We start from the raw sequence: 23,304 nt of genomic DNA on the forward strand, positions 1-23,304 counted from the left end.
CTTTACTTAATTACTAGTAATGAAAGTGTCTACTTTCTTCAATAAAAGGATTTCTTTTTGGTTGTAGCGGTTGTGTTGAAATCGCTCTAAAAATCCAAAATATAAATAAGCCTGCAAAAAACAATACAGAGCCAATTTCAGGAATACCGATATACCAATTCTTACCAACGGTAGAAGGCATTATAGCATTAAAGATATCCATATAGTGACCTGCAAGAATTACAATACCTGTTAAAATTACGAACCAATTGATTCTCTTGTAGTCACTATTCATTAATAATAGAACTGGGAACAAAAAGTTCATAGCTACCATACCAAAGAAAGGCAATCTATAGTCTGCAATTCTACTTACGTAATACGTTACCTCTTCAGGTATGTTAGAATACCAAATCAGCATAAATTGAGAGAACCATAGGTATGTCCAAAAGATACTAATACCGAACATGAATTTAGCTAAATCATGAATATGGCTGTTGTTAACATCTGGCAAATGACCTTTAGATTTCAAATAGATAGTTACCATTGCAATAACCGTAATACCTGATACGAACATACTTGCAAATATATACCATCCAAACAATGTACTGAACCAATGTGGTTCTACACTCATAATCCAATCCCAAGACATGATAGACTCTGAAATCAAATAGAATACTAAGAAACCAGCAGATATTCTAAAGTTCAATTTAAAGTTTGAATCATCATCAGAAGCATCTTGTGCTATTGATAATTTTCTAGAGTATTCTCTATACCCAATCCAACCAGCTAAAAATATAGCCGCTCTTATTAAGAAGAACGTAGGATTTAAATATCCCGCTTTACCTTTAAGTAATGCATCATGTGCTACTACACTTTCATCCATCCAAATGAACAAATGATTCATATGAAGTACAGAAAGAAGTAATATCACAAATATTATGATTCCACCAGGAACCAAGTAAGAAGTAATCCCCTCCATAACTCTGAACAACAATGGAGACCACCCTGCTTGTGCAGCACGTTGTATAGCGTAAAACGCCAATACCCCTAATGATATCATAAAAAAGAAGAACGCCGCAACATATAATGCCGCCCAAGGTCTATTCTGTAATTGATCTAACAAATGCTGGTCATGAGAAGAACCATGTTCTTCACCATGTGCTTCAGCAACAGCATGATCATTTTCTTTATTTGCATGTTCAGCTTCAGCTGCATGGGCATCACCATGACCTCCGTCATGACTTGCTACCATTTCTTTTGCCTCTGCTATAGTTCCAGGAGCCATAACAAATCCGCCAATGATTCCTAATGCACCAACAATCATTAGAACAATGGAAGCTATTTTAAGTCTATTTGAAAACGTATACATAGTATTGTTTACCTATTATTTGGTTAAATCTTGTTTCAGTTTCATTACATATTCAGATACTTGCCACATCTCTTCTGTATTCATTTGAGATGCATAAGAACCCATGGAATTCAATCCGTAATGGATTGTGTAATATGTAGATCCTACGGTCACGTTTCTTACTGCGTCAGCGTAACTAGGAACTCCTAGTATCTTTTCCCTTTTTACAAGAGTACCTTGCCCGTCACCTTTATCACCGTGGCAAATTGCACAGTAGATAGTATATAACTGTCCGCCTTTTGCCATGTTCTTTTCAACATTCATTGAATCTAAAGGACTGAATTGTAATCTTGCCAATTCTTTACCCTCTGGTGAATTCTCAATTTCGTAAGGCAACCATCCTCTATTAATCGTATTCGCAGGTGGTAACATAGCCTCTGATTGATTTGGCAAAAAGTCTGCCTCACCATAAGTTTCATAACCAACAGACTCATACATATTAGGCATGTACTGATAGTTACGAGAACCTTTACTCTGACATGAAGTCACTACGATCGCTAAACCGAATAGTATTGCTAATTTCTTAAAACTGTTCATATTTAATGACTGTTTTTTTCTGAAACATTAATTTCTACTGCACCAGTATCGATTAATAAATCTCTTAATTCTTGCTCGTTGTCATGGATTTCAATCTCCATTAAAAAATGATCATCCGTGGTTCTTACATCTGGATTCTCTGCTTCTTTAAATGGCCATAATCTACTTCTTAGATAGAAAGTAATCACCATTAAGTGAGCTGCGAAGAAAACCGTTAATTCGAACATAATAGGCACAAATGCTGGCATGTTCTCAAGGTAGCTAAAGCTTGGTTTACCACCAATGTCTTGAGGCCAATCTTCTATCATAATATAATTCATCATAACAGTTGCCACAGTAATACCTACACAACCATATAAAAAGGCTGTTATCGCCAATCTAGTTGGAGCTAACCCCATTTCTTTGTCTAACCCGTGTACAGGAAAAGGACAAAATACCTCTTCAATATGAAACTTTGCTGCTTTGACCCTCTTAACGGCAAGCATTAGCACGTCATCATCATCGTAAAAAGCGTGTATAACTTTAGATGCCATATTTATCTTTTGTTATTTAATAAAATTGCTGCTTGTCCAGCCCAGTCATCACGTTGTGCTCTTCCTGGAAAAGAACCGGTAATAGAATCTAACAAGTTGTATTCACTCTCTGTCATTCTAGCAACTTGAGCAAAAGTGTAAATTCCTATTTCATTTAAGGTAGCTTCCATTTGAGGTCCGATACCTTTTACTTTCTTCAAATTATCTGCTACTTGTGTAGTTGCATCAAAAGTACCTACTGCACTTAACAATTCTGACACTCCTATTTTATCTCCTACCTTAGGAACTACTTCACCCATTAAAACATCATCGGTAATCGGTTCTCTAACTTCTGCTTTTAACTTTGTAATTTGATACATAGGTTTACCAGAATCTCTTAATGTCTTATACTTCTCACCCGATGCCTTCAAGATAGATTTTACTTCCGCTTGAGCAATTACAGGGAATGTTCTAGCATATAGTAAGAACAATACAAAGAAGAAACCTATAGTACCAATAAATATACCGATATCAACAAATGTCGGCGAGAACATTGTCCAAGAAGAAGGAAGGTAATCTCTATGTAAAGAGGTTACGATAATCACGAATCTTTCAAACCACATTCCTATGTTTACTACGATAGAAATAAAGAAAGAGAACATGATACTAGTTCTTAATTTTTTGAACCACATAAACTGTGGAGAGAATACATTACAAGTCATCATTGACCAATATGCCCACCAGTAAGGTCCGGTTGCTCTGTTCAAGAATGCATATTGCTCATATTCAACACCAGAATACCAAGCCATGAACAACTCTGTAATATAAGCACAACCTACAATAGAACCTGTAAGCATGATTACGATGTTCATTAACTCTATATGCTGAACAGTGATATAGTTCTCCAAATGACAAACCTTTCTCATTATAATCAATAACGTGTTCACCATCGCGAAACCAGAAAAGATAGCCCCTGCAACGAAATAAGGTGGAAAGATTGTTGTATGCCAACCAGGTATTACCGAGGTAGCAAAGTCAAAAGATACAATGGTGTGTACTGATAATACCAATGGTGTTGCAAGACCTGCAAGTACCAAAGATACCTCTTCAAAACGTTGCCAATCTTTAGCACGACCACTCCAACCAAAACTTAATAAGCTATATATTTTCTTTTGAAAAGGTAACACAGCTCTATCACGAATCATTGCAAAATCAGGAAGTAAACCTGTCCACCAGAATACCAATGAAACAGACAAATATGTTGATATCGCAAATACATCCCAAAGAAGCGGCGAGTTAAAGTTTACCCACAAAGAACCAAATTGATTCGGAATTGGTAGTACCCAGTAGGCTAACCAAGGACGACCCATGTGAATAATCGGGAACAAACCTGCTTGAACTACCGAGAAAATTGTCATCGCTTCTGCAGAACGGTTAATTGCCATTCTCCATTTTTGACGGAACAATAATAATACAGCTGAGATCAATGTACCAGCGTGACCGATACCTACCCACCAAACGAAGTTGGTAATATCCCAAGCCCAGTTAACAGTTTTGTTAAGACCCCAAGTACCGATACCGGTAGAGACCGTATAAATAATACAACCTACTCCCCAAAGAAATGCCACTAAGGCAATGGAAAAAACTATCCACCAGTGCTTGTTTGCTCTGCCTTCTACTGGAGCGGCAATATCCACAGTTACATCGTGGTAGCCTTTATTTCCAATAACTAGGGGTTTACGTATAGGTGCTTCGTAATGCGACGCCATAGACTTTTGTTATAATTACTTTCTTCTATTGTTTATGCTTCGTTGGTGTTTCTAACCTTGACGTGATAGAAAACATTTGGTTGAGTACCTACATGCTCCAATAAGTGGTACATACGGTCACTCGCTTTTAATTCTGCTACTTTACTCTTCTCATCATTAATATCACCAAATACAATGGCTCCATTACTACATGCAGAAGAACAAGCTGTTTGGAATTCTCCGTCAACAATAACACGCCCATCTCTTTTAGCATCAAGAATAGTTTTTTGTGTTTTTTGAATACACATAGAACATTTCTCGATAACACCTCTAGAACGAACATTTACATCTGGGTTCAATACCATTTTACCCAAATCGTTATTCATATGGAAATCGAACTCATCATTGTTATTATACAAGAACCAGTTAAATCTACGCACTTTATAAGGACAGTTGTTTGCACAATATCTAGTACCTACACATCTGTTATAAGCCATTTGATTCTGACCTTGTCTACCATGTGATGTTGCCGCTACTGGACAAACAGTTTCACAAGGCGCATGGTTACAGTGTTGACACATTACAGGTTGAAAAGCAACTTGAGGATTTGCAGAAGGATCTTCTAACTCCCCAAAACCGCCTAATGAACCAGCATCACCAAATAAGCCATCAAAACCATCTTTCTTCTCATTATCACCTTCAAAAGTTTCTTCTGAAGAATAGTATCTATCGATACGCAACCAGTGCATATCCCTTGATTTTCTAACTTCTGCCTTACCAACAACTGGTACGTTATTTTCCGCATGACAAGCGATAACACATGAACCACAACCGGTACAAGCATTTAAATCAATCGACATATTAAAATGATGCCCGATGGTACGATCAAAGCTATCCCATAAATCAACAGATGTAGCAGGAACCTCTTGGTGATCTAAAGAAACCATAGGAACCTCATTCCACTCAGCATGATTTTTAGTATTGAATATCTCTAAGGTAGTTTCCTTAATGATATCTCCCCTACCCATTAGGGTTTTATGTAATTGAATACAAGCAAACTCATGGTTACCAGCAACTTTTTCTACACTTACAGATTGATTAGCATTGAAACCATCATACAAAGCAAAGGCGTTAACCCCAGTTTGCATATCCTCTTTCAATCCTACCTTTTTACCGTAACCAAAAGAAAGACCTACAGTACCTTTTGCTTGACCTGGCTGAACTACAACCGGAACCTTCTCTAAACTAACACCATTAACAGTAAGTTTCACATAGCTACCGTCCATACCGCCATTAGCAACATTTACGTTCTCTACACCTAACTCAACAGCATCTGCTTTAGAAATAGTTACATAGTTATCCCAAGACACTCTTGAAATTGGATCGGGGAATTCTTGCAACCAAGGGTTACTTGCTTGCTGACCATCACCCATACCAACTTTTGAATACAAGGTAAGTTCCATTCCATCACTAGTGGTATTTGCCAAACTACGAACAGCCGAAGCCATTGAAGTATTTGATACAACCTCGGTAGGCTCTACTACTGCAGCAACTACATTCTGTGCAGTACCTTCAGCATTAACCACCATAGTGTCTGTACTGAAAACACCGTCTTGTAATGCCTGGTTCCAACTAGCTCCGTTTAAAACAGCGCTTGACCAAGTATCTTTTATATAATCGTAATACGTTTGCTCGCTTCCTAGTAATTCTAAAACTACGGTTTGAAACTGCTTTGTATCAAATAATTCTTTTATAGTAGGCTGCATTAAACTATAATGCCCCTTTTTAATTTCAATATCACCCCATGATTCCAGATAGTGATTCGCAGAACCTACATATTGAACAGCTTCTGTAGTTTCGTTCCAGTTTGTAGAAAATGCTACGGTAAGATCTACTTTGGACAAACCTTCTTTGAAATCGGCAGCATTTGGCAAAGAATACACAGGATTTACCCCATCCATTAACAAAGCACCAACTCTACCTTCTTTCATATCGGCAATTAAAGCATTAACCGCTTTAACATTACCTTTTCTAACATATCTAGGTGCAGTAACATCAAATGCCTTACTAGACATCATTTCGTTAATTGCCAAAACAACAGCTTGAGCATTAACATCATCTAAACCAGTTACGACAACTGCACTTGAACCCGCTTTCTTTATTTCTGCAGCTATTGAATCAACCAATGCATCATACTCAGAAGTGTTACCACCTACTGAAGTACCCATTAATTTTCCATATAATTTAGCCAAAACGACCTTTTGAGCACTTGGCTTCATAGCCACACGCTTATCTGCATTTGCACCGGTTAAAGACATATTCGCCTCTAACTGCACGTGTCTTGACATTTTGCCATTCTTTGGTACACGACCTCTAGAATATCCTGCGTCATAACCACCTCCTTGCCAATCGGCAATAAAGTCAGCCCCAAAAGAAACTATAAGACCTGCTTTTTCGAAATCATAATCCGCTAAAGCACGCTCACCATATTTATTTTCGAATGCCGTTAAAGCAACATCTTCAGAAATTGCGTCATAAGTAACATGAACAACATTTTCGTTAGCCGCTACCAAATCAGCCATAAGCCTATCAGTAGATGGACTTGCATATGTTTGCGTCAGTATAGCTATTTTTTTAGCCGAACCCTTAAGTCCACCCATCTTAGCTTTTACCGCTGCATTCAATACATCCCATTCAACAGGCTCACCATTAGCCAATGGTCCTTGTAATCTTGTACTATCATATAACGAAAGAACAGAACCTTGAACTCTTGCATTTGCCGAACCACCAATTTTAGCCAAGGTATTATTCTCAACTTTAATAGGACGACCTTCACGTGTTTTGATTAAGATACTTGCAAAATCAAATCCGTTAGCAATAGTTGTTGCGTAGTAATTAGCAACACCAGGTACTATATTTTCTGGCAATACTACATAAGGAATCGATTTTACAACCGGACCTTCACATGCTGCCAATGAAGCTGCTGCGGTACTAAACCCAACATACTTCAAAAAATCTCTACGATTTGTACTTGTATTAGACAAAGTTTCCTTGTCACCCAAGAAATCATCCACAGGAATCTGCTCTACAAATTCGTTCTGCTTTAGCGCCTCAACAATGGAATCGTTAGGATTTAACTCCGCTTCGTTCTTCCAATATTTTTTGTTTGATGCCATACGTATTATCTGTAATTAGCTTCTTTAAATTATTATTAATAGTGACATTTACCACATTCCAGTCCACCCAATTGAGCAGCTGTTAAATTCTCTACACCGTACTTCTTAGATAGCTCAGCATGAATTTTCTCGTAATACTCGTTACCTTCAACTTTCACGTTTGTTTCTCTATGACAGTCAATACACCACCCCATTGTTAATGGAGAGTATTGATACATAATTTCCATTTCTTCTACAGGACCGTGACAAGTTTGACATTCAACACCTGCAACAGAAACGTGCTGAGAGTGGTTGAAATAAGCAAAATCAGGAAGGTTATGAATTCTAACCCATTCTACAGGTTGACTTTCGCCAGTATATTTCTGACCTTCTTCGTCCCAACCAACTGCCTTGTATAATTTCTTAATCTCACCAGTATAGAATTCGTTAGTATAACCATTTTCCAAATCTTCTTGCGAAGGACCTTCTGGATTACCAGTATACTCATAAATTGATTTATGACAATTCATACATACGTTTAGAGACGGAATACCTGAATGCTTGGAAACTCTTGCCGAAGAGTGACAGTACTTACACTCAATCTTATTATCACCTGCATGAATTTTATGTGAGTAATGAATTGGTTGAATAGGCGCGTAACCTTGGTCAACACCAACTTGCATCATCCAACCATAAGCAAAATAAGCACTACCTAACAATAAGACGATTGCAGTTACCAAAACCAAAAATTGATTTTGTGCAAAAGCTTTCCAAATTGGAGTTCTTTTTGCTGCTTTGTCTTTCTCAACAACAATACCGTTTGCCTGAGCTATACGTTGTAAAGTTTTATTCACTAACAACAACATAACCACCAACAAACCGAATACAAGCACCAAAGCACCTAAAATGATTTCGTTAGAAACACCAGCAGAACCATCAGTTGCAGCAGCAGTCTGAACATCACCTGCAACTGCAGCAGGTGCAGCAGCCGGAGCAGCAGCGGTATATGCTAATATATCATCAATATCACTATTAGACAACGTTGGAAAAGCAGTCATTGCAGCCTGGTTGTACTCTGCATAAATTTTGTTAGCATAAGCATCTCCTGATTTAATAACACCAGGACTATTCTTAATCCAAGCATATAACCATTCTTTACCTAAGCCTTCATCTTCACTTAGTCTACTTTCTACATTTTCTAATGCAGGCCCGGTCATCTTACGATTCAACGCATGACAGGCAGCACAGTTCTGATTGAACAATGCCTTACCATTTTTAGCGTCTCCTGCACCAGCCGCTACCTCAGTAGTTGCAGCTTCGGCAGCAGGTTCATCCTGCGCTGTTAACGGACTTACAAAAAGCAAAAAAGCTATTAGGGATAAACCTAAAATTTTAGAAAACTGATTTCGGTTTGGAACCTTTTTCATATATCGAATATTTCTATCGGAATCTTGGCATGATTTTGGTCATAGATGAAACCAATTATAATCCACCAAATGCCTAAATCGAATACAAAAATACGACATAGACTTTATTCGCAAAATGTTAATGTATCTATAATTTACAATTTAGAAATATTCTAAATAGATCCTGATTTATTTGTTTGATCCTTAATAAATTACTTTTGTGTGTAACGAAAATAAAATTAAAAATAGGTTATGAAAATTCTAAGTACCATCGTAGTTTTTGCTTGTTTTGCTCACTTTAGCTATGCGCAAGGTGCAAATGTTAACATTGAACAAAACCCGAAAATTGACCAATTGCTAGAAATCTACAAATCTTCTCTAAGCAATAATGAATATTACAGAATACAGGTCGGTTTTGGAAACTACGCGAAAGCACAAGCTATAAAAGCAAATGTAGAAGAGGATTTTCCTGATTTGTCTTCAAAAATAGATTTCGACTCACCAACATACCGAGTTAGAGTAGGAAGGTTTACTTCGAAATTAGATGCAGAACGAAAGTTCAACGAGGTAAGAATAAAGTACCCTGACGCCATGTTATTAAAACCAAAAAAATCGACCAAATAGGTCGATTTTTTTTGCTTATTTTTAAAAGGGATACAAATATCACCTTTTAGAATCTATTTAGATTTCAACTTCTTCTTTACAGCAACTTCTTGGAAAGCTTCTACAATATCACCTTCAATGATATCATTGTAGTTTTTAACTTGAAGTCCACAGTCATATCCTTTTGCAACTTCTCTAACATCATCTTTAAATCGTTTCAATGAAGATAATGTACCAGTGTATATTACAACACCATCACGTATTAATCGAATATTAGAATTTCTAAAGATTTTACCACTAGTAACCATACAACCTGCAATAGTACCAATTTTAGAAATCTTGAATGTTTCTCTTATCTCAGCTGTACCAGAAATCTCTTCTTTCATTTCAGGAGACAACATACCTTCCATTGCATCTTTAAGATCATTGATCGCAGCATATATAATAGAATACATACGGATATCAATTTCCTCTTTCTCAGCAATCGCTTTAGCATTACCCATTGGTCTTACATTAAAACCAATAATAACTGCATCTGAAGCAGAAGCTAATAGCACATCTGATTCTGTAATAGGTCCAACTGCTTTATGAATAATATTTACTTGAATTTCATCGGTAGATAATTTCTGGAAAGAATCTGTAAGCGCTTCAACAGAACCATCAACATCACCTTTAAGAATAATGTTAAGTTCTTTGAAATCACCCAAGGCGATTCTACGTCCGATTTCATCAAGTGTAATATGACGTTGCGTTCTAACAGACTGCTCACGTTGTAATTGAGATCTTCTTGAAGCAATTTGCTTAGCCTCACGTTCATCTTCTAAAACGTAGAACTTATCACCAGCTTGTGAAGCACCATCAAGACCTAATATAGATATTGGCGTAGACGGCCCGGCTTCTTTTACGATATTACCTCTTTCATCTTGCATTGCCTTAATCTTACCACTAGTGGTACCAGCCAATACATAATCTCCAATTTTAAGTGTTCCAGACTGTACTAAAACAGTAGAAACATATCCTTTACCTTTATCTAAAAAAGCTTCTACAACCGTACCTGTAGCTTTCTTATTAGGATTTGCCTTTAACTCTAACAACTCAGCCTCAAGCAATACCTTTTCTAATAACTCTTTTACACCTAAACCTGTTTTGGCAGAAATGTCATGTGATTGAATTTTACCACCCCAATCTTCTACTAACAAGTTCATTTGTGCTAAACCTTCTTTAATCTTATCAGGGTTAGCTGTAGACTTATCGATTTTATTTATAGCAAATATAATTGGCACACCAGCAGCTTGTGCATGGCTAATTGCCTCTTTAGTTTGCGGCATAATATCATCATCGGCAGCAACTACAATAATTGCAATATCGGTAACTTGAGCACCCCTAGCTCGCATCGCGGTAAACGCTTCGTGACCAGGTGTATCTAAGAAAGCAATTCGCTCTCCTTTCTCTAAGGTAACCCCATATGCACCAATGTGCTGTGTAATACCACCACTTTCACCGGCAATAACATTTTCTTCACGAATGTAATCCAATAAAGATGTTTTACCGTGATCCACGTGACCCATTACCGTTACAATAGGAGCTCTATGTTTTAAATCTTCAGGAGCATCTTTCTCTTCAACGATACTTTCTTCAATATCTCCAGTAACGAAATCTACTTCATAACCAAATTCTTCAGCAACGATAGACAATGTTTCAGCATCTAAACGCTGATTCATAGTTACCATGATACCTAAAGACATACAGGCAGAAATAATCTCCGTAGTAGAAACACCCATCATAGTTGCAACTTCAGTTGCAGTAACGAACTCAGTTACTTTAAGAACCTTGTTCTCTAATTCCTGTTGTTCAAGATCTTTTTCCGTTTGCTCACGGTGCTGATCTCTTTTACTTCTTCTATATTTAGCACCCTTACCCTTTTTAGATTTACCTTGAAGTTTCTCTAGGGTTTCACGTACTTGTTTTTGTACATCTTCTTCAGTAGGTTCAACCTTTGCAACAGGTGCAAATCTTCCTCTACCTTTATTTCTATCAACCGTATTACCAGTACGAGGAGCTGAACCAAGACCCGAACCCGGACCTCTAGTTTGACCAGGACCTGAAGGATTCTTAGTAACAATTCTTCTACGTCTCTTTTTACGATCAATACCAGCTTTATCAGCAGGCTTTTTCTCTTCTTTCTTTTTCTTAGGCTTCTCAAACTTGCTAAGATCAATTTTCTCACCAGCAATTTTAGGACCAGTCAACTTTTGGTATTGGGTTTCTATAGTTGTCGGTGCTTCTGGTTCAGGAGCAACTTCTACTACAGGTTCTTTAGGCTTCTCAGCTTTAACCTCTACCTTTTTAACTTCCTCAACTTTTGGCGCCTCTACTTTCGGAGTCTCAGCTTTTGGCTGTTCTTTAGGTACCTCAGGATTCTTAACCCCTTGAGATATTATCTTTGGACCTGGTAAAACAACCTTTCGGGTTTCTTTAATCTCTACTACAGGAGCAGTTTTTTCTTCAACCTTAGGCACTGCCTTTACCTCTACTTTCGGAGTTTCCTTAACAGGAGCTTCTTCAACCTTTCTCTTAGGATTCAGGTCAATTTTACCCACCATTTTAGGACCGGCAAGTTCAACTTTGCCAACCAAAGTTTTGTCATCAGTTTCAGAGTTTCTTCGCTCACGGGACAAGCGACGATCTTCTTGTTCTTTTTCTAATCGAACTCGAATTGCCTCTTTTTCCTTACGCTTCTCCTCACCAACTTCCTTTGATGCCACTTTTTTACTTTTATCCGTCTGGAATTCGTCAAGCAAAACCTGATAAACATCATCGGAAATTTTTGTGGTAGGCCTCGCTTCCACATCATGTCCTTTTCCGTTAAGAAAGTCCACTGCCCTATCCAAGGAAATATTAAGTTCACGAAGAACTTTATTAAGCCTTATTTTCGCATTGTCTGCCATAAATACTGATTCCCGTTCTTTTATTTAAGTGCTAATATATAGCTAATCTTCTAATTCTTCTTTTAGGATACGCACAACTTCTAAAATTGTTTCCTCTTCTAAATCTGTACGTTTCACCAAATCTGCAACATCTTGTTCTAAGACGCTACGAGCGGTATCAAAACCGATCTTCTTGAATTCTTCAATAATCCAAGCATCGATTTCATCAGAGAATTCTGTTAATTCAACATCTTCCTCTACTCCTTCACGGAACACATCTATCTCATAACCAGTTAATTGACCAGCTAATCTAATATTATGCCCACCTCTACCTATTGCCTTAGACACCTCTTCAGGCTTCAAGTAAACTTGTGCCGTTTTCTTCTCTTCGTTTAACTTAACCGAAGAAACTCTTGCCGGACTCAATGCTCTGGTCACTAACAATTGCGGGTTAGCTGTCCAATTAATAACATCGATATTTTCATTACCTAATTCACGAACAATACCGTGAATTCTTGATCCTTTCATACCCACACAGGCACCAACTGGATCAATACGATCATCATAAGAGTCTACAGCAACCTTAGCCTTTTCACCTGGTATTCTTACTACTTTCTTAACAGTAATTAAACCATCGAACACCTCTGGGATTTCTTGAAAGAATAATTGCTCCAAAAATTTAGGTGAACTTCTAGACATTATAATAGTAGGTTTTGCACCTTTTAATTCTACACTTTCAATAATACCTCTTACATTATCTCCCTTTCTGAAAAAATCAGAAGGTATTTGCCTGTCTTTTGGTAAAATAATCTCGTTACCCTCGTCATCTAACAAAATAATCGCCTTATGACGAATATGATGCACCTCTGCAGTATAAATCTCACCCTCTAAATCTTTAAAGTGCTTGTATATCGTTGTATTATCATGCTCATGAATCTTAGAAATAAGATTTTGACGTAACGCCAAAATAGCTCTTCTTCCAAGGTCGATCAATTTAACTTCTTCAGATACATCTTCACCAACTTCAAAATCTGGCTCAATTTTACGAGCTGCAGTTAATGAAATTTCTTCATTTGGCTCTTCGACCTCACCATCGTTAACAACAATACGGTTTCTCCAAATTTCTAAATCCCCTTTATCTGGGTTGATAATTATATCGAAGTTATCATCTGAACCAAACTTCTTTTTCAGCGCATTTCTAAAAACATCTTCCAAAATGGCCATCAATGTCACCCTGTCTATGAACTTATCGTCCTTAAACTCTGAGAAAGATTCAATTAACGCAATATTCTCCATTGGTAATTACAATTAAAATTTTAATACAACTTTCGCTTTAATAATATCTGAAAAATTTACTTCTTCTTTTTTCTGAACCGTCACCTTACCTTTTCCTACAGGTTTGCGCTCTCTTTCCTTCCACTCTAAAATAATAGAGTCATCTTTTACTTCGGTCAAATCTCCCTCAAACTTATCATCGTTCGTACGAACTTCAAGCTTTCTGCCAATATTCTTTAAATATTGACGCGGCATAACTAATGGCGCGGCTGCACCAGCAGAGGCTACCTCAAGAGAAAAATCGTGTTCTTCACGATCTATATTATTTTCAATAGCCCTACTTATTTTTATACAATCGTTAACCGTAACCCCTTGGTCACCGTCTATTACAACATGAATGCTATTATCTGCACCCATTGTGAATTCGATTAAAAACAGGGAGGGGTCTTCTTGAAGACCTTGTTCCAATAATTCTTTTACTTTTTCCTTTAGCATAAATAATAAGTAATAAAAGAGGGGACTAATTGTCCCCTCATGAATACTTTTATATCCTTTCAGCTTTGCAAATATACAACAATTTTAATTTCCTACAATAGCCTATTTACACCTAATTCATTCACTATTAAAAGAATCAAATAAAATAGTAGCGAAAGAAAAATTAACCTCTTTTAAAAATTATCTTATTTTTATCCAAACACCAACCAAAAAGTACTTAATGGAAATTCTTTCATCTTACAACCTTATTATTGGAGCCTCTTTAATTGTTGTACTATCTTTTTTCTTTAACGGCATATCTAAAAAGACTAACATACCTGCCGTACTCATGCTTATAGTATTAGGTATACTTATTAAAATTGGTCTTGAATTCTTTATTCCAGAAGTGCCCAACTTTAAGGGTTCTTTAGAAATATTAGGAACAGTGGGGCTTATAATGATTGTTTTAGAAGCCGCTTTAGAACTTGAACTGAAAAGAGAAAAATTATGGCCTATTCTTAAATCTATGGCCATCGCACTAATAGGGCTCGTAGCTTCTGCGTACATTGCCGCTTTAATACTTTATCAATTTATACCCAATATGACCATGCAATCTGCTTGGCTATATGCAACCCCGCTTTCTATATTGTCTAGCGCTATAATTATACCTAGCGTAGGCGAACTGAGTGAAGAGAAAAAAGAATTCCATATCTACGAGAGCACCTTTTCTGACATTATGGGCATAATGATGTTCTACTTTTTAACTGGCAAACTGAACCCTGCAGAAGACACCGGTGCAGCTGGTTTCGGAATCAATATAATTATCACCATTATAATCGCTTTGGTAGCCAGTTATGCTATCATACTTGTTTTTCAACGTATAAAAAGCCAAGCTAAACTATTCTTACTTATTTCTGTTTTGCTTTTACTATACGCCATTGGCAAGAAAATGCACCTATCATCTTTAATCATTATTCTTGTTTTTGGATTAATTGTAAAAAATGTAAATCTGTTCTTCCCCGGTAAAACTAAAATATTTTTAGAGAAAGAACGGATGCAACAAATTTATCATGAACTACACATTGTTACCCTAGAAACAGCATTTGTAGTACGTACTTTCTTCTTTGTAATATTTGGAATTACCATTGTATTATCATCACTACTCAGCCTTAACGTAGCCACTGTTAGCTTACTCATTATAGCATCTATCTACATCATACGCTTTTTAGTACTTGTTATTTTTGTTGGCAAGGATATGCTTCCGCAATTATTTATTGCACCAAGAGGATTAATAACGGTATTATTATTCTACGCCATACCAATAGAAGCACAGATTAAAGGTTTTGACTCTGGCATTCTATTATTTGTAATTATTGCCACCAGCTTAGTTATGACATGGGCAATGATTCGCGATAAACGCAAAATGGGAACTATGCTTGACGAAATAGACGAAGAAATCACCGAAAGAAATTTAGCTGAGGATGCCCTAAGAGAATCGGAATCCCAAGAACTATTAGAACAAGAAAACGAAAAACCACCACAGACTAATACTGAAGACATTATTTAAAATATCTCTAAGTTATAGCCCAATAACATAGACTATATAATTGAAAAATTTATTGAGGTAAAAAAGAAGCCTGCATCTCAACTTGATCACTATACGCTTGTGGCTCTAAATCACCTAAGCTATCCACTTCTTTACGAAAACGAAGAATCATTAAAGTATCCAATTGTTGGTCGATACTATCTTTTAACACCCTCCAATTAGAAGAATTCATTTTGTTATTATACTCCATGATTTTATTAAAGCGATCTAAATTATAGCGATTTGCCTTATAGGCATGGGCAGTACTTTCTTCGTGTTTTAGATCCTGCAAATAGAATCCTATGCCAAAGCCTAGTAAAACAACGATTAATAAAATCTTTAAAACTTTTGGAGAGAGTTTCATAGGGTTAAGTTATTTAGGGTACTAAAGTAAATAATAACGTAATCGAAATGGTTTCTTTTCCGATGAATTTGTAGCGTTATCGGTTTAAATGTACAAAAATACTTACACACAATAAACCAATTCTTCACAATAAGTCTTTACGTACGTATGAATGGTAAAGAACTAATATTTAAAAGACTTTCAAAATGACATAGGTCATAAAAACAAAAATCCCGATATCAAATGATATCAGGATTTTTTTTGTTCTCTTAGTTGGCCCACAAGGACTCGAACCTTGAATGACGGTACCAAAAACCGAAGTGTTACCATTACACCATGGGCCAATACCTTTTTAAGAGGCTGCAAATTTAAAACAAAGTTTTGTTTCACCAAACATTTTTTAAAGTAAAAATGAAAAAAATCTTCTTTACCAATGTTAAAGGTTTATAAAAATAGTTCATTCCTTTCTATATTAATTAGTAAATTCGCCACTTAGGTTTAACCCAAGCTTCATGTTTTCAAAGAACTACCACAAGTGGGACACCATATTAGGATGGTCCGTATTTTTCATAGCACTTATTACATACTACATTACCGTTGAACCCACCAATAGTTTTTGGGATGCGGGGGAGTATATAGCAACAGCTGCCAAGCTTCAAGTGGGTCACCCACCAGGAGCACCGCTACTGCAAATGATAGGTGCATTCTTTGCCATGTTCGCTTTAGAACCTAGTCAGGTAGCCATGATGGTCAACCTTGTATCTGGAGTTTCAAGTGCATTTACCATTTTATTTATGTTCTGGACGATTACGAACATCACCAGAAAATTAATCGATAAAGATGGTCCGTTTACAAATAGTAAGGCAATTGCAGTTTTCGGTAGTGCTTTAGTCGGCTCGCTTGCATTTACCTATTCTGATAGTTTTTGGTTCAATGCCGTAGAAACAGAAGTGTATGCCATGGCGAGTTTTATAATGGCTTTATTACTTTGGATGGGCTTAAAATGGACCGATAATCTAGATGACCCGCGCGGCAATAGATGGATCGTATTGATCTCTTTCGTAGTTGGTCTAACCTTTGGCATTCAATTTATGGGCTTTTTAGCCATACCATCAATCGGATTATTATACTACTTTAAAACCTACAAGAAGACAACTGTAAAGAACTTTTTACTAGCGAATATTATTGTTATTGCAATTTTAATGCTGGTCTATAAATTTTCACTTACCTATATTCTTCAACTTTTCGGTTGGGGTGAAGTATTTTTTATTAATAGTATAGGTCTACCATTTAACTCTGGCTCCATTATAATTGGTCTGCTGTTCATAGCTACTTTTTACTTCGGTTTAAACTATACTCGCAAAAACAATTATAGAACCGGTAATACAATTGTTTTGTGTTTGATGTTTTTGTTCTTAGGCTTTTCTTCTTGGTTAATGCTGCCAATTAGGGCAAATGCCAAAGTGGTTATCAACGAGAACAATCCAGAAGATGCACGTGCACTTTTAGCATACTATAATAGAGAGCAATACCCTGGTGTTGATAGCCCGGTATATGGTACGTATTATTCAGATATGTTTGCCGAGGCAGGCGAAAAACAAGACGGTAAGCCAAAGTATGAGAAAGATTATACTCTTGGTAAATATATTATTGTAAACAAATATGTTGATGCCGTTCAAGGTCCTAATCCAAAACACCAAGGTCTATTACCTAGAATGTGGAGTTCACAAAACGCAGAGAACTACATGCGCTATTTTGGTGCATTAGACTTTAAGATTACAAAACCAAATCAAGAATTAAGACAAGCTGCAGAGCAGGTTAAAATAGGTTTCGCCAACGGTGAAATTGGAGCAGATCAATACATAAGCTTTTTAAAGCGTTTCGATGAGTATATAGAAGTACAGCCACCTACTCTTTGGGACAACGTTAAATATATGGTAGAATTTCAATTCAACTATATGTACTTACGCTACTTTATGTGGAATTTCGTTGGCAAGCAAAATGACGTTCAAGGTCGATATAATGAAAATGGTAACTGGTTGAGCGGCATAAATGCAATTGACAGTATGCGATTAGGCAGTCAAGAAAACCTACCAAGCGACATACAAAATAATCCAGGAAGAAATACCTATTTCTTCTTACCTCTTATTTTAGGTATCATCGGCATCGTTTTTCAACTTTCAAAAGACAAAAAACAGTTTTGGGTATTATTGATTTTCTTTCTTTTTACAGGTTTAGCTATTCAATTTTATACCAATCCGGGAATTTTTCAACCTCGCGAGCGTGATTATTCATTAGTTGGATCGTTCTACATATTTGCTCTTTGGATAGGCTTAGGAGTGTACGGACTTTACGATAGCTTTAAAGATTGGATTACTCCTAAAATATTGGCTCCGGCAGTGGTTGTAATTACCCTATTAGCTGTACCAACGGTAATGGCGGTTCAAAACTGGGACGACCATGATAGATCTGGCAGATTCACTGCAAATTCATCTGCAAAAGCATATTTAGACTCTTGCCAAGAAGATGCAGGCGCTATCTTATTTACTATTGGCGATAATGATACTTTCCCTATTTGGTATGCACAAGAAATTGAAAACTACAGAACAGATGTACGTATAGTATGTACCAGTCTTTTTGAAACAGATTGGTATGTAGATCAAATGAAGGTTGCCGCATATGAAAGTGCGCCGATACCTTCACAGATTTCGCATGTAAAATATAGATGGGGCTCAAGAGATGTACTGTATCACCAAGGTATTACTGAAAACAGGTGGCCAATTAAAGATTTTATCAATTGGATCGATAGTGACAAACCTAGAACAAAATACAAATATCTACTTGAACAGAATGGTGCCGATTTAAGTCAGTACCCAGAAGAGATTCAAAATATGGTCTACTACCCTACCAATAAAATTAGGGTGCCTGTAAACAAGCAAAATGTTTTAAGCAGCGGTTTGGTGAAAGAAAAAGATGCCGATCTTATAGTAGAGTACATAGATATTGAGCTACCAGGTGCAATTACGAAAAAGAGCATGATGATGCTTGACATTCTAGCGAACAATGATTGGAAACGCCCATTATACTTCTCAGGCGGTAGTTTTGACGATGCTGAATACCTATGGATGAAAGATTACCTTCAATTAGATGGTTTAGCCTACAAACTAGTACCTATTCGTACAGAAAGACCAAACGCCTTTGAACTAGGCCGTATCGATACCGATCTAATGTACGACATCGTAAAAGGATGGGATTGGGGTAACGCTGGCGGCGATATTTACCACGATACACAAACACGTATACAGAGTGTGTCTTTCAGAGGCAACTTGGCTCGTTTAACAGAACAATTAATCAAGGAAAACAAAATCGACAAGGCGAAAGATATTATTGAAATATCATTAACCAATATGCCAGTTGATAAATTTGGGTATTACACTTTAATAGAACCTTTTATAGATGGGTACTATAAAGTAGGTGAAGGCGAGAAAGCACGTGCACTATTCGAGAAACTTAAGGTGAAGTATCAAGAGCGATTAGAATATTATGCTTCTACAAGTTTAGATGAACAATACAGCAATATTGATGATATTATTGCAGACATGGAGGCTTACAGACGTAATATAGACATCATTATCACTAATGATAGCGAAGATATTGCAGAGAAAGAAACGCTAATATTTAACGAGTACATCGATAAATTTCAACACTTCTATAAAGACGAAGATGATATGGGTATGCCAGAAGATGCATTTCAGGCTGACCCAGATATGATGGACACTATACCGGTATCTGATTCTATTTTACCAGACAACACCAAAACAGACATCATAGAATAATAGTCGTTATTTAAAATAAGGCACAAGAAAAAGCTTTGAGTTTGCACTCAAAGCTTTTTTTATTTTAAAAATAACTGAAGTTTAGATGTATTCTTTAAGAATACCGATAAGTGTATTGGCATCTTGCTCGCCACTTTGGCGCCAAACCATTTCACCCTTTTTGTAAATCATAAGTGTAGGTAGACCTTTAACTCGCAAAGCTTGAGAAAGCTCTTTATTCTTGTCCACATCAATCTTAATTACCTTACCTCTATCACCTAAAGCTGCAGCCACATCTCTTAGTACTGGATGCATTGCGGTCGACTGTTCGTTCCACTCTGCATAAAAATCCAGAAGAACGGGTACCTTTAAATCTATTAGCTCACCAAATTTGGACATATAAAATGCTTTTCTATGTTAGCCAAATGTAATAAAAATTGTTAAAATACTACTCCTAGCAATCCAATTGTAATTCTTTAAAAGGGTTAAAATCATGTTAACGCCTTTTTCTTGAGTGTTATTACGGTGATTTCAGGCCAAATTCCTACTCTTCCCGGGTATCCTAAAAATCCGAAACCTCTGTTTACATTAATGAATTGACCCATTTCTTTATAGATACCTGCCCAATAGGGATATCTCCATTTTACAGGGCTCCACTTAATCCACCCAGGTATTTCAATACCAAACTGCATACCGTGTGTATGACCGCTTAAGGTCAAATGATAATGATAGGCGTCTTGAATCACTTCCATTTCCCAATGCGATGGATCATGACTCATTAATATTTTAAAATCATCTGCATTAATCTTTGAAGCCGCTCTTTTAAGATCACCGGCTTTTTTAAATCCGCCTTTACCCCAATTCTCCACTCCTACCAAAGCAATTTTATCATCTCCTTTTTGCAAGTACCTATGCTCATTAAGCAACAGATCAAAACCCATTTCTTTTTGCAACGTTTTTAGGTCTTCTAAATTTTGATGTTTTAGTTCTTCTGTGTCCCAAGGGATGTAGTCACCGTAATCATGATTTCCTAATACTGAAAACTTGCCATCTTTAGCCTCAAGGGTACTGAATAAGTCTGCCCAAGGTAACATTTCAGAGGTCATATTATTGACCATATCACCAGTAAACAAAAGCACATCACTTTTTTGCTTATTTATTAAGTCAACACCATACTCGATCATCTTTCTATCATCAAAACTACCGCTGTGTATATCTGAAATTTGGGTGATTTTATACCCATCAAAACTATCGGGTAGATCATCGAACTCTAACTCGTATTTCAAGACTTTGAAATTGTATTTCCCTTTGTACATACCGTATAATAGTGCCCCAAAAGGAACGGCAGCAATACCTAAAGCTATTAAACTTAAAAAACGTCTTCTAGCAGGTAATCCAAATTGTTTTTCTTCTCCAAATAACTTTTGATAAAGACCAGAAATAAGGCGATACATATCTTCAGAAAACAAGAAAATAATGGTGATGATATTGAAAGTTAACATAGTCAATAAAAACCCGAAAGCATAACTTTTAGGTATACTTAGTACACGACCTGTTTCTTCACCAATGGAGAATTGATATATAAAATTGAGCATGACAACCAGAGAGATTGCAATATAGATCCAAGACCACCACAGTTGTTTAGTAATTGTTTTTAAGGCTTGAAGCACATAAAAACTTAAAGCCACATAAGCTATAACAAAAAGAACCCAACGTATCATGAAATAATTTTTAACAAAGATATCTGTATAACAGCGGTATACGTGCTCATTTGCATTTTATTTAACCTCGGCAATAACTTCTTTAATATTTTTTAATTGCGTAACGGCAATATGATCATCACTTAAAAAGCTTTCTGAATTCATAGAAATTAACGGTTTCTTAGCCAATGTTTGCATCATAGTTGTACCAGATAAATGAACCGCACTAAAACCCATTTCTTTAAAACTGGCAACATTGCTGGCATTAACACCTGAACCAGGCATAATTTGAACAGTCTTAGTCTTACTTTTTAATTCGGATAAGACATCAATACCTAGCGGAGCAGATTTCTGTTGACCAGATGATAATATATAATCTACTTGCATTGCTTCAAGTTGCTCTAAAGCTTCCGACGGATTCAAAATCCAATCGAACGCCCTATGAAAGGTGAATTTTAAATTGCAAGCCGCAATCTTTAGCTTTTGGGTTTGTACAACATCCAAAGAAAAATCATTTAAAAGAGCTCCCGATACAATTCCCTCAAAACCCAATTCAACACATAAATCAATATCAGCAAGCATGATATTCAATTCATCAATAGTATAAGTAAAGTCTCCACTACGTGGTCTAATCAACACATGAACCGGAATAGTAACTTGTTCTTTCACAGCTTTCAACAACCCGTATGAAGGGGTTAACCCGCCAACTGCCAGTTCTGAGCATAACTCAATACGGTCTGCACCAGCACGTTCGGCAACCAAGGCAGATTCTAAAGAATTAGCACAAACTTCTACTATCATATTGCTATATTTATGGTCATTAAAAGTAAAGAACCAAACCCATGAAAAGAAGAAAGTTTCTAAGAAATTCTACTACTGCGGCGGCAGTAATAGTATCGGCACCATTATTAGCTTCATTCAAAGATGAAACTACAGAAAAAGTAAGCAGCAAAGCTGGTATTATACCGATAGCCATTTGCACATGGGATTTTGGAAATGCAACTGCTAAAGCATGGGAAGTTTTAGAAAAAGGCGGCAATGCTCTTGATGCCGTTCACCAAGGTGTTATGGTCGAAGAAAACGATTTAAACAACAGTACAGTAGGTAATGGCGGCAGACCAGATAGAGATGGCAATGTTACCTTAGATGCCTGTATTATGGACAAAGACGGCAATTGTGGCGCTGTTCTTGCCATGCAAAATATAGCCAACCCAATTTCTGTTGCTAGAAAAGTGATGGAAGAGACTCCGCATGTAATGCTTGCCGGCAAAGGAGCTGAACAATTTGCTTATGAACAAGGTTTTGAGAAGACAGATCTTTTAACTGAAGAGTCGAAACAAGCTTGGGCAGAGTGGAAAAAAACATCGCAGTATAAGCCTATTATCAATATAGAAAATCACGATACAATTGGAATGTTAGCAATTGATGCCGATGGTGATATTGCAGGCGCATGTACCACTAGCGGAATGGCATATAAAATGGCAGGTAGAGTTGGTGACTCCCCTATTATTGGTGCCGGACTTTTCGTGGACAATGAAGTTGGTGGAGCTACCGCTACTGGTGTTGGCGAAGAAGTGGTTAGAACCGTTGGTAGTTTCTTAATTGTTGAATTAATGCGACAAGGCAAATCGCCACAAGAAGCATGTGAAGAAGGTGTAAAACGCATCATCGCTAAAAATAAGGATAAGCAAGATTTTCAAATCGGGTTTATCGCAATCAATAAAAAAGGAGAAACTGGCGGCTACTGTATTCACCCAGGATTCAGTTATAGAACCTACACTAAAGAAGGTCACATCAACAACCCTTCTGATAGTTATTTAAAAAGTTAGTACATCTC

The 23,304-nt window shown here is 36.8% G+C and carries 17 protein-coding genes and 1 tRNA gene; 4 read left to right on the forward strand and 14 right to left on the reverse strand.

Annotated features, from left to right (window positions below):
• Positions 1–13 precede the first annotated feature (13 nt).
• From ACEN2N_RS02545 to ACEN2N_RS02570, 6 genes are read right to left on the reverse strand one after another with little or no spacing between them, the layout of a single operon-like run.
• Positions 14–1,348, reverse strand: coding sequence for a quinol:cytochrome C oxidoreductase (locus ACEN2N_RS02545; protein WP_441822839.1), 1,335 nt, complete (start codon positions 1,346–1,348; stop codon positions 14–16).
• Between the two features lie 15 nt (positions 1,349–1,363).
• Positions 1,364–1,924, reverse strand: coding sequence for a c-type cytochrome (locus ACEN2N_RS02550; RefSeq protein ID WP_441822840.1), 561 nt, complete (start codon positions 1,922–1,924; stop codon positions 1,364–1,366).
• A 2-nt stretch (positions 1,925–1,926) separates the two neighbouring features.
• Positions 1,927–2,457, reverse strand: a complete 531-nt coding sequence (locus tag ACEN2N_RS02555) for a DUF3341 domain-containing protein (RefSeq protein ID WP_441822841.1) — start codon at positions 2,455–2,457, stop codon at positions 1,927–1,929.
• Positions 2,458–2,459: 2 nt separating this feature from the next.
• Positions 2,460–4,205, reverse strand: coding sequence for an NrfD/PsrC family molybdoenzyme membrane anchor subunit (nrfD, locus tag ACEN2N_RS02560; protein WP_441822842.1), 1,746 nt, complete (start codon positions 4,203–4,205; stop codon positions 2,460–2,462).
• Positions 4,206–4,237: 32 nt separating this feature from the next.
• On the reverse strand, positions 4,238–7,360 hold the full coding sequence (locus tag ACEN2N_RS02565; protein ID WP_441822843.1) for a TAT-variant-translocated molybdopterin oxidoreductase: 3,123 nt from the start codon (positions 7,358–7,360) through the stop codon (positions 4,238–4,240).
• Between the two features lie 35 nt (positions 7,361–7,395).
• On the reverse strand, positions 7,396–8,766 hold the full coding sequence (locus ACEN2N_RS02570) for a c-type cytochrome (RefSeq protein WP_441822844.1): 1,371 nt from the start codon (positions 8,764–8,766) through the stop codon (positions 7,396–7,398).
• A gap of 231 nt (positions 8,767–8,997) precedes the next feature.
• Between ACEN2N_RS02570 and ACEN2N_RS02575 the strand changes: the two genes are divergently transcribed.
• The gene (locus ACEN2N_RS02575; protein ID WP_441822845.1) at positions 8,998–9,369 is read left to right on the forward strand and encodes an SPOR domain-containing protein; all 372 of its coding nucleotides are present in this window, start codon (positions 8,998–9,000) and stop codon (positions 9,367–9,369) included.
• Positions 9,370–9,422: 53 nt separating this feature from the next.
• Here ACEN2N_RS02575 and infB read toward each other — a convergent pair whose 3' ends face one another.
• The 3 genes from infB to rimP are packed head-to-tail and all read right to left on the reverse strand — an operon-like array spanning position 9,423 to position 14,045.
• Positions 9,423–12,296 carry a translation initiation factor IF-2 gene (gene infB, locus ACEN2N_RS02580; protein ID WP_441822846.1) on the reverse strand — a complete coding sequence of 958 codons (2,874 nt, stop codon included), beginning with the start codon at positions 12,294–12,296 and terminating at the stop codon, positions 9,423–9,425.
• A 42-nt stretch (positions 12,297–12,338) separates the two neighbouring features.
• Positions 12,339–13,571 carry a transcription termination factor NusA gene (nusA, locus tag ACEN2N_RS02585; protein ID WP_423997709.1) on the reverse strand — a complete coding sequence of 411 codons (1,233 nt, stop codon included), beginning with the start codon at positions 13,569–13,571 and terminating at the stop codon, positions 12,339–12,341.
• A 12-nt stretch (positions 13,572–13,583) separates the two neighbouring features.
• The gene (gene rimP, locus ACEN2N_RS02590) at positions 13,584–14,045 is read right to left on the reverse strand and encodes a ribosome assembly cofactor RimP (protein WP_441822847.1); all 462 of its coding nucleotides are present in this window, start codon (positions 14,043–14,045) and stop codon (positions 13,584–13,586) included.
• A gap of 220 nt (positions 14,046–14,265) precedes the next feature.
• Between rimP and ACEN2N_RS02595 the strand changes: the two genes are divergently transcribed.
• Entirely contained in the window at positions 14,266–15,591 is a 1,326-nt protein-coding gene (locus ACEN2N_RS02595) for a cation:proton antiporter domain-containing protein (protein ID WP_441822848.1), read from the forward strand.
• 49 nt (positions 15,592–15,640) lie between these two features.
• Here ACEN2N_RS02595 and ACEN2N_RS02600 read toward each other — a convergent pair whose 3' ends face one another.
• Positions 15,641–15,973, reverse strand: a complete 333-nt coding sequence (locus ACEN2N_RS02600) for a hypothetical protein (protein WP_441822849.1) — start codon at positions 15,971–15,973, stop codon at positions 15,641–15,643.
• A 252-nt stretch (positions 15,974–16,225) separates the two neighbouring features.
• Positions 16,226–16,296 (reverse strand) — tRNA-Gln (locus ACEN2N_RS02605).
• A 168-nt stretch (positions 16,297–16,464) separates the two neighbouring features.
• Between ACEN2N_RS02605 and ACEN2N_RS02610 the strand changes: the two genes are divergently transcribed.
• Positions 16,465–19,788 carry a glycosyltransferase family 117 protein gene (locus ACEN2N_RS02610; protein ID WP_441822850.1) on the forward strand — a complete coding sequence of 1,108 codons (3,324 nt, stop codon included), beginning with the start codon at positions 16,465–16,467 and terminating at the stop codon, positions 19,786–19,788.
• Between the two features lie 81 nt (positions 19,789–19,869).
• On the opposite strand, the gene ACEN2N_RS02615 is transcribed toward ACEN2N_RS02610, so the two are convergent.
• From ACEN2N_RS02615 to ACEN2N_RS02625, 3 genes are all read right to left on the reverse strand, one after another.
• A complete protein-coding gene (locus ACEN2N_RS02615) occupies positions 19,870–20,166 on the reverse strand; it encodes a thioredoxin family protein (RefSeq protein WP_423997699.1) in 297 nt (98 codons plus the stop codon).
• Between the two features lie 92 nt (positions 20,167–20,258).
• A complete protein-coding gene (locus ACEN2N_RS02620; RefSeq protein WP_441822851.1) occupies positions 20,259–21,488 on the reverse strand; it encodes a metallophosphoesterase in 1,230 nt (409 codons plus the stop codon).
• Positions 21,489–21,545: 57 nt separating this feature from the next.
• Positions 21,546–22,268: a copper homeostasis protein CutC gene (locus ACEN2N_RS02625; protein ID WP_441822852.1), complete on the reverse strand. Its 723-nt coding sequence runs from the start codon at positions 22,266–22,268 to the stop codon at positions 21,546–21,548.
• A gap of 41 nt (positions 22,269–22,309) precedes the next feature.
• On the opposite strand from ACEN2N_RS02625, the gene ACEN2N_RS02630 reads away from it, so the two are divergent.
• Positions 22,310–23,296 (forward strand): isoaspartyl peptidase/L-asparaginase family protein, encoded by a 987-nt coding sequence (locus tag ACEN2N_RS02630; protein ID WP_441822853.1) that lies wholly within the window; start codon positions 22,310–22,312, stop codon positions 23,294–23,296.
• Positions 23,297–23,304: the final 8 nt, after the last annotated feature.

Source organism: Maribacter spongiicola, assembly GCF_052119685.1.
In the GTDB taxonomy this organism is placed as follows: Bacteria; Bacteroidota; Bacteroidia; order Flavobacteriales; family Flavobacteriaceae; genus Maribacter; species Maribacter spongiicola_A.

Excerpts from the sequence above, each read along its gene's own strand:
- ACEN2N_RS02545 (WP_441822839.1), bottom strand. The coding sequence starts at position 1,348 with ATGTATACGTTTTCAAATAGACTTAAAATAGCTTCCATTGTTCTAATG.
- ACEN2N_RS02550 (WP_441822840.1), bottom strand. The coding sequence starts at position 1,924 with ATGAACAGTTTTAAGAAATTAGCAATACTATTCGGTTTAGCGATCGTA.
- ACEN2N_RS02555 (WP_441822841.1), bottom strand. The coding sequence starts at position 2,457 with ATGGCATCTAAAGTTATACACGCTTTTTACGATGATGATGACGTGCTA.
- nrfD (WP_441822842.1), bottom strand. The coding sequence starts at position 4,205 with ATGGCGTCGCATTACGAAGCACCTATACGTAAACCCCTAGTTATTGGA.
- ACEN2N_RS02565 (WP_441822843.1), bottom strand. The coding sequence starts at position 7,360 with ATGGCATCAAACAAAAAATATTGGAAGAACGAAGCGGAGTTAAATCCT.
- ACEN2N_RS02570 (WP_441822844.1), bottom strand. The coding sequence starts at position 8,766 with ATGAAAAAGGTTCCAAACCGAAATCAGTTTTCTAAAATTTTAGGTTTA.
- ACEN2N_RS02575 (WP_441822845.1), top strand. The coding sequence starts at position 8,998 with ATGAAAATTCTAAGTACCATCGTAGTTTTTGCTTGTTTTGCTCACTTT.
- infB (WP_441822846.1), bottom strand. The coding sequence starts at position 12,296 with ATGGCAGACAATGCGAAAATAAGGCTTAATAAAGTTCTTCGTGAACTT.
- nusA (WP_423997709.1), bottom strand. The coding sequence starts at position 13,571 with ATGGAGAATATTGCGTTAATTGAATCTTTCTCAGAGTTTAAGGACGAT.
- rimP (WP_441822847.1), bottom strand. The coding sequence starts at position 14,045 with ATGCTAAAGGAAAAAGTAAAAGAATTATTGGAACAAGGTCTTCAAGAA.
- ACEN2N_RS02595 (WP_441822848.1), top strand. The coding sequence starts at position 14,266 with ATGGAAATTCTTTCATCTTACAACCTTATTATTGGAGCCTCTTTAATT.
- ACEN2N_RS02600 (WP_441822849.1), bottom strand. The coding sequence starts at position 15,973 with ATGAAACTCTCTCCAAAAGTTTTAAAGATTTTATTAATCGTTGTTTTA.
- ACEN2N_RS02610 (WP_441822850.1), top strand. The coding sequence starts at position 16,465 with ATGTTTTCAAAGAACTACCACAAGTGGGACACCATATTAGGATGGTCC.
- ACEN2N_RS02615 (WP_423997699.1), bottom strand. The coding sequence starts at position 20,166 with ATGTCCAAATTTGGTGAGCTAATAGATTTAAAGGTACCCGTTCTTCTG.
- ACEN2N_RS02620 (WP_441822851.1), bottom strand. The coding sequence starts at position 21,488 with ATGATACGTTGGGTTCTTTTTGTTATAGCTTATGTGGCTTTAAGTTTT.
- ACEN2N_RS02625 (WP_441822852.1), bottom strand. The coding sequence starts at position 22,268 with ATGATAGTAGAAGTTTGTGCTAATTCTTTAGAATCTGCCTTGGTTGCC.
- ACEN2N_RS02630 (WP_441822853.1), top strand. The coding sequence starts at position 22,310 with ATGAAAAGAAGAAAGTTTCTAAGAAATTCTACTACTGCGGCGGCAGTA.